This is a genomic window from Terrimonas ginsenosidimutans (assembly GCF_022012415.1).
Lineage (GTDB): Bacteria > Bacteroidota > Bacteroidia > Chitinophagales > Chitinophagaceae > Terrimonas_A > Terrimonas_A ginsenosidimutans.
Window position 1 is genome coordinate 1 of sequence record NZ_JAKLTR010000061.1, and the last position, 287, is coordinate 287.

Consider the following 287-nt stretch of genomic DNA (forward strand, 5'->3'; position numbering starts at 1 on the left):
CGCCGACCCCTCCGGCTGTTAGCCGGAGTGCTGTGCACCAATGAGCTGTTCTATTTTTTTTCGACTCTTCCAGCGCTTGATGTCTAATTCTCGTTGGTGAGCAGATAATTTATCAGGGAAAGATTCTGTGTATATAATTCTCCAGTCGCCGGCTGTTCCAGTAAATCCTCTATGTTTGGAATTATGCCTCCTCAACCTTTCCGCTAACTCATCACCGGTATACCCAACATAATATCGATCAAGAATGGGAGAGTATAAAATGTACATATACCATTCCATAATAAAAA

General features: G+C 42.5%; 1 protein-coding gene. It reads right to left on the reverse strand.

All coding sequences use genetic code 11. The annotated features are described in order from the left end of the window. Positions 1–18 precede the first annotated feature (18 nt). The coding region (locus LZZ85_RS28295; RefSeq protein WP_237877521.1) for a GIY-YIG nuclease family protein at positions 19–287 on the reverse strand (269 nt) is incomplete at its 5' end.